Genomic DNA, 6,937 nt, shown 5'->3' with positions numbered 1-6,937 from the left:
CTTCTTCAACCATTCTTTAGACTCTTTTAACTTGTTTTGTACTTTCTTCCTACTTGATTTACGTTTCACTCGAAACTTTCCTTGTTTGCTTTTGCCACAATAATGGGTAAAACCTAGAAAATCGAAGGTTTTTGGTTTTCCATTGCCCTGGTGCTTTCCAAGTTTCTCCGCAAGCCGTCCGAAGGGAATAATTTTGGTTTTATCTTCGGCTATTTCCAGGTTAAACTTCTTGAGTCTTAATTTTAGAGATTGAAAGAATTCCTCAGCTTCATTCTTAAATTGAAAACAGCACACGAAGTAAGTAGACCAAGGGTACCTCCCCCTTAGTCTCTCTCAGAACCGTACGTGAACCTCTCGACTCATACGGCTCCCATCATCCAGCCGTTGGTAATATACCTAATTTCCAGTGTGCAAATAATTTTCTGTCTCTTTTCGCAATGCTTCCAAGCCAATACTCTGCTCTGCGTCTGTGTTTTCGTTTCTTGTATTTCCTACGAACCCATTTAACTAGGCAAAGGTTGATGTGACGAAGTACACCATACATTTCTGATTTATAGAAATGCGTGTAATAGTTAATCCACCCTTGTATCTTCTTGTTAAACATATTTGCGATATCCCACAAGTCTTTATCTACTTTTAGTTGGAGCCTCCAACTTCTGACTTCTTTTCGGATTGCTTTCTTCGCTTTCTCGGCTATTGCTGGAAGAAAGTTCGTAAAGAACTTTCCGAATTTGTTCTTTGAGTGTCTTGGTCTGAATGTGTATCCCAGAAAATCAAAAGAAATATTATGATAATTACCCTTTCGGTCATCGTCTTTACAATAAATTATTTTAGTTTTCTCGATATTTAGTTCTAATCCAAATAACTCAAATCTTTCTTGAAGTCTCTTTTGTAGATATTTTGCTTGTTTTAGTGAAACACAGTGTGCAATTCCATCATCGGCATATCTTGCCCAAGGTACTGATTTGAATTCTTTTTCCATAAAATCATCAAATGCATAATGTAGGAACAGATTCACTAGTACTGGACTAATCACTCCACCTTGTGGTGTGCCCGCAGTTCTCGGTTCTATTGTGCCATCTTCCATTTGAAACGGTGTCTTTAACCATCTTTCGATGTATAAGATAATCCATTTCTCCTTGGTGTGACGTTTTACCATTTCTATCAAATAATCATGTCTGATATGATCAAACAGTCCTTTGATGTCGAACTCCAGTACCCAGTCTTTTCTCCAACATCTAGTTCTCGTTGCTTCTAAAGCTTGTATGGCTGATTTATTTGGACGATATCCGTAAGAATCTTCGTAGAAGATACGTTCTACTGATGGCTCAAAGTATAGTTTTGCGACCATTTGTGCAATTCTATCTTCCACAGTAGGAATACCCAATATTCTAGTTCCTCCGTTTTTCTTTGGAATCGCAACTGCTCTTACTGGTTTAGGGATATAACTTCCTGACGACATACGGTTCCATATTTTATAGAGATTATCTTTCTTATTAATCTCAAATTCTTCTATAGATTGTTCATCTACTCCGTATGTTCCGTTATTTGCTTTCACTCTTTCAAACGCTGTTACTACTGCGTTTTTAGAGATATTGAATGGCTTTGTTTCTTGCATAAGCTCCTCCTCCTCTCAAAGTTGACTTATCCTTGAAACTGGATAATTCGGGTTCTTCGCTCCATTTCCATTACAGAAATTTCATCACTACTACAACCCAATCTGCCCCCATGACTGCATTGGTACTCTCTTCTTACGGTTCTTCCGCTTGAATTACTCCCTTGTCATCAGTCCGTGGGTTCCCACGTTCCGTACAAACGCCTATGTTATGTTCATGCCACCTTTATGCCGCCCACCGCTTAGACAGTAAACAGGTTTCCTCTAAGCTTATCCCAGATTAACGACTACCCCCTGGTTTTGATGGAATCTCTACGCTTTCGACATTTCCGTAAGTGGTTCACTTGCTCGTTCATCTCCATAACACTCACTTGACAATTCTTGATTGCCTTTTCCTTAACGCTCAATACCATAGCTTTTGACTAAAGCACATTAAGGTAGTTTGAAACCTCCACCTGCATGGCGATTTCGGAAATTAAATAATAGAATATTAAGTAATCATACAATTATCTTTCCTAATAAAGTAAATTCTAACACTTCATTTACAGCATAAGTTTCAATAATTAGTACGGGTATTTTTCCTATCAGACTTGCTAAAAAGAAAATTTCCAATATCAAAAAATGTCAATATTTCCCCCAAAACTTTATTCCTATTTATTCATTAAATGTAGAGATTCCTCTAGTTATAAAAAAGGGTGTTGCAATATGGGGCTGTTGACAAAAAGGGAAAGGAGAATTAACTCCTTTCCCTTTTTGTTTTTTAGGCTAATACATTGTGTTTTAATTTGTTCTATTCACATTATCTAACTTAATTTATTGCTTTTACCATCCTTTTTAAATTTATACCCATCGCTGAAAAGAGGCATTGTTCAAGTATTTTTTGAATGCCCCTTTTATAAGTTTTATATAAATTATGTTTTGTTTTCATCGTCCCAAATGTACCTTCACACCATACTCGCCTTTTTTTTGAATCTGTCTATATTCATCTGTCTTTGATCTTTTTCGATTTGCTTCAGTTAATTCATGTGCGATTGGTCGTTCAATGGTTCTTTTGCTTGAACTTTTTCCGAAGCATTTTTCTCGAAATGGGCAAATTTTACACTCCTTCACCTTTGCTGAAAAGACTTTTGAATATTGTCCTTTACTTTTCTTTAAATGAGTAAACGGAAGTTCTTTATTTTTTGGACAAATATAGCTATCTGTTTCATTGTTATATCTAAATTCACGATAAGACATTGTGTCAAAAGCTGTTCCACTTTTGATTGGGCTAATATAACATGTAATTTCTAGTTTCTTTAAGCCATGATGAATAGGAGCTGTATCGTAACCGCGGTCAGCTTCGACATTTTTTATATCTAACTCAAACTTTTCTTGGATGACGTTTAATCTTTCTACAAAAGGTTCACAATCATTAATGTTCCCAGCACTCGGATGAATATCTATAATGATTCCATTTTCAGTATCCATACTAGTATGTGCTAAGTAGTGCGGTCCTGAAGGTTTTCCAGGACGATTTAACGCTCCTGAATCAGAATCTGTTCGAACGACTGAGGTTGTATTTAAAGAAGGATCCTTTGGTTTTCTTCCTCTCTTACTCTTTCCTGAGTCTATCCTTTTTTTTCTTTTTCTGTTTCAATTTTTTTTGCTTCTTCTTCAAGAGTATTTAGGTATTGTGAAGGTGATTTTTCTACAACTACTTTTTTGAACTTTATCTTTGGCCGCACTAGCTTTTATATTTGTCGAATCTGTCACAATCACATCTCCAGTATCGAATCCTTTTTCAATACAAAGTCTAATAATATGGTCAAATATTTCTTGAAATACTGAGCTATCTTTAAATCTTCTACGTCTATTTTGGCTAAATGTTGAATGGTCCGGCACTGGACCTGATAAGTCTAAACCTAATAACCAGCGATAACCGATATTTAAAATAACTTCCTGTTCTAATTCACGCTCTGATTCGATATTAAATAGGTAGCCAAGTAATAACATTTTAAATAAAAGAACAGGATCTAAAGATTTTCTTCCTAATTTTGAATAATATTTTTCCATTTTCTCGTAGATAAAAGTGAAATCTATCTTTTCTTTAATTTGACGTAAAATATGATTACTAGGTACAAAATCATTTAAATCAATAAACTCTAATTTATTTTGACTATCTTCTTTTCGACCCATCATAAGAATTCCCCCAATAAAAAAACCTGTATAGATTAATTTCTACACAGGTTTACAAATTCCTATTTAATTTGTCAACAGCCCCAATATGCACACCCTTTAAAAATTATTATTTTTATTCTTCTTCACCAAAGAAACCTAAATCTCCAAGGTAATCTGAAGCTTCTCCCGCCACTTCATCCAATTCAAATGAGTCTAACATTTCATTGAGTAGCATCCCAGGTGTAAATAAGTATTTTCTAATGAATATTATGCTTTCTGAAATTTCCGCCCTTCACTTCTGCTACGTCATATACGGTAACAAAGGATTTCTTGTCAATTTCATTAATGATTTCCTTTAGTTTGTTTTCTTCTAAACGGTTAATGACACATGTGATTTCTTTAAATTTTTCATTTGAAAAACCGCCGTAAGCTTCTTTATATGTTGCACCTCTACCTAAACGATCACGTATGGTCTCTATCATTATTTCAGGTTGAGTTGTGATAATTTGAAAGGTTTTAGAGCCACTTAAACCTTCTTCAACTATGTGAATGACCTTAGAAGCAATAAAGTAAGCAATCGCTGAAAGAATGGACCCTTGTAGACCGAATACGACTGAAACAAAAATAAATACAAAAATATTTAAGAAAAGAATGAGATCACTTGTCCCAAACGGTAATCTTCGAGATAGTAGTACGGCAAGCATATCAATGCCATCTATTGCACCTCCATTACGTAATGCTAATCCCATACCAAAACCGAGGATAATACCACCAACAACGGTAACTAACAAAGTGTCCCCTTCTATAATAGCAGGGGTATGGTGAAAGATACTTGTACCAAAGGCTAATGAAGCTATTCCAATAATTGAAAAAACCGCGAAGCTTTTTCCAATTTGTTTATATCCCAACCAAATAAAAGGGATGTTTATTGCTGTAATTAAAACTCCCAATGGTAATTCAAATAGTTCTGAACCAACGATACTAAGACCTGTCACGCCACCATCAGATACGTTATTTGGGATTAATACTGTTTCTAATCCATATGCCGCTATAAATCCCCCGATAGTCACCATTAATCCTCGTAAAATTATCTTTAATTTATTGGACTTATGCTTTTTGATTGTACTCATATAATCCCTCGTTTCAATTAATTTTTCATATTTAAGTTTTCGATAAAATCTTCTTTAGTTGTTCTACCTTGTTAGCAATCTATGAAGCTAAATATAACTTTTAAATCGTCATCTATTCTTCACGCAATTGCACTCTTTATAAAATATCTGATTATTTGAATATATAGATATATATAATTATAAGCCTTCATATTTTTATGGTCAAACTTAATTTCGTAACTAGTGACAAAGGAATGTTATTTGCAAGAACAAGTCAACCACAAAAAACTAGTAAATGGGAAAATCAAATGAGTTAAATATGAACTAACGCATGCGTCTATAAGGTCATCCAGTTTAATTTACTGGTTGACCATTTTTCATATAATCTTATCATTAAAGTAGTCGGGGCAGAACGAAGCTTGCGTGGGGCTTAGATCCCGTCAACTAATCAGTTCACCCTCTACTTATAGAAAAATGCTTTGGGCTCGTTTGGACAAGGATCCCGAATAACAAGCGAACCTATGACACTATAAGGGAGTATTAGGGGAACCGATAAATTTAGTTTTAGGAGGAGATCGTTACGAATCCAGTAGTTGGTCTGGATGTCGCAAAAGGAGAGAGTCAGGTTCAAGGTTTTTTAGATAAAAAGACTCCTTTTAAAAGAAGTTTTAAAATGTCACATACGGTTGAAGGATTTGAGCAGCTACTTCAATTCTTACAGAAAATCGAAGAAACAACGAATACAAAACCAGTATTGATATTGGAATCGACAGGGCATTACCATTCACATGTTATACAGTTCTTAGATAACTTAAATTATATTTATATCGTTATTAATCCATTAATCTCTTATCGAGCTAAAAGTTCAAGTTTAAGACTGATGTCATCGATGCGTAATACCTCTGCGAGCTGTATTACAAAGAAGAGTTAGAGCCATATAAACAGCGTGGTGTACAATTACTAAACTTGCGAAATTTAACGAGACAGCACGATCATTTAACGGGTATTAGTTCTCAGGCAAAACTACATTTTCTAGCTATTCTAGATCAAGTGGTTCCTGAATATCGCGGTGTATTCGGCGACTTGTACTCTAATGTTTCGCTCTTAACTTTACTAGAGTTCCCTTCATCAGAAGCTGTGTTACAAGCAAGTGAAGAGCAACTAGCTAAACGAATCGCATCTTTATGTACGAGTCGCTCTAAACAATGGGCAAAGGAAAGATCAAAGCTTTTAATTACTGCGGCTGAAAAAAATCCTTTTCAAGTTAATCTATATAAAAGTCTTATTATTTCTCTTGAAATCCATATCAAAATGGTTCTTCAATACAAAGAACATCTATCCAATTTAAAAGCAGAGTTAGATGTCCTCGTAAAAGAAATTGAAGAATATACTATCATCCAATCGATTCCAGGTATCGGAAAAAAAATCGCGGCAACGATACTTTCAGAGATCGGAGAAATCGATCGGTTTAATCATCCTAAAAAACTTGTGGCATTCGCTGGAGTTGATCCAAGCGTCTTTGAGTCTGGTCGATTTACCGCAACTAAAAATCGCATTACAAAATGCGGATCTAGCAGACTTAGACATGCCTTATTTCTGGCTGTTAAATGTGCCATTCGAGATAGTCGTAAAAAGAAAACTACCGATGGAATCATCCCGAGAAATAAAAAATTAAGGGAGTTTTACGACAAGAAACGTAATGAAGGAAAACCCTATAAAGTATCAGTTATAGCTTGTGTAAATAAGCTTCTACACTGGATTTATGCCATATTAAAAACCAATACAACATTCCAAGATATAGCCTAAATGTAAAAACAAGGCAAGAAATACAAAACCTTCCAAATCATACTTGATGGAAGGTTATTTGGCATGTCTATTTTTAGTATATCATGTGTTTTATAAGATTTTTAATGAAAAATATTGACAACTATTAGCTGGTTTAGTTTAAGTGTATCATTTCAAAAACTGTTTATTTATTTAATAAATTTGTTAATCAAGAGTAGAATATAAATCGTAGGGTTACATATTGTTTTTACTAAATTTTCCTTGATGGATT

At 34.7% G+C, this 6,937-nt stretch carries 3 protein-coding genes and 3 pseudogenes; 1 reads left to right on the top strand and 5 read right to left on the bottom strand.

The features are described from left to right. The 5 genes and pseudogenes from CN692_RS26465 to CN692_RS12205 all read right to left on the bottom strand — a co-directional run. A pseudogene (locus CN692_RS26465) lies at positions 1-294 on the bottom strand (group II intron reverse transcriptase/maturase); the annotation flags it as partial. 79 nt (positions 295-373) lie between these two features. Continuing rightward, positions 374-1,618: a group II intron reverse transcriptase/maturase gene (ltrA, locus tag CN692_RS12225; RefSeq protein ID WP_098119443.1), complete on the bottom strand. Its 1,245-nt coding sequence runs from the start codon at positions 1,616-1,618 to the stop codon at positions 374-376. A gap of 805 nt (positions 1,619-2,423) precedes the next feature. Continuing rightward, a pseudogene (locus CN692_RS12215) lies at positions 2,424-3,226 on the bottom strand (transposase). Between the two features lie 42 nt (positions 3,227-3,268). Further along, on the bottom strand, positions 3,269-3,793 hold the full coding sequence (locus tag CN692_RS12210; RefSeq protein WP_098119440.1) for a transposase: 525 nt from the start codon (positions 3,791-3,793) through the stop codon (positions 3,269-3,271). 236 nt (positions 3,794-4,029) lie between these two features. Next, positions 4,030-4,902: a YitT family protein gene (locus CN692_RS12205; protein ID WP_098119439.1), complete on the bottom strand. Its 873-nt coding sequence runs from the start codon at positions 4,900-4,902 to the stop codon at positions 4,030-4,032. A gap of 553 nt (positions 4,903-5,455) precedes the next feature. Between CN692_RS12205 and CN692_RS12200 the strand changes: the two are divergent. Next, positions 5,456-6,687 (top strand): annotated as a pseudogene (locus CN692_RS12200) (IS110 family transposase). Positions 6,688-6,937: the final 250 nt, after the last annotated feature.

The sequence above is a fragment of the Bacillus sp. AFS002410 genome (assembly GCF_002556365.1).
In the GTDB taxonomy this organism is placed as follows: domain Bacteria; phylum Bacillota; class Bacilli; order Bacillales; family Bacillaceae_G; genus Gottfriedia.
The sequence above is the reverse complement of the archived record's forward strand: the minus strand, read 5'-3'. Positions and strand labels throughout refer to the sequence as shown.

Coding starts and splice junctions, on each gene's coding strand:
- ltrA (WP_098119443.1), bottom strand. CDS start 1,618: ATGCAAGAAACAAAGCCATTCAATATCTCTAAAAACGCAGTAGTAACA.
- CN692_RS12210 (WP_098119440.1), bottom strand. CDS start 3,793: ATGATGGGTCGAAAAGAAGATAGTCAAAATAAATTAGAGTTTATTGAT.
- CN692_RS12205 (WP_098119439.1), bottom strand. CDS start 4,902: ATGAGTACAATCAAAAAGCATAAGTCCAATAAATTAAAGATAATTTTA.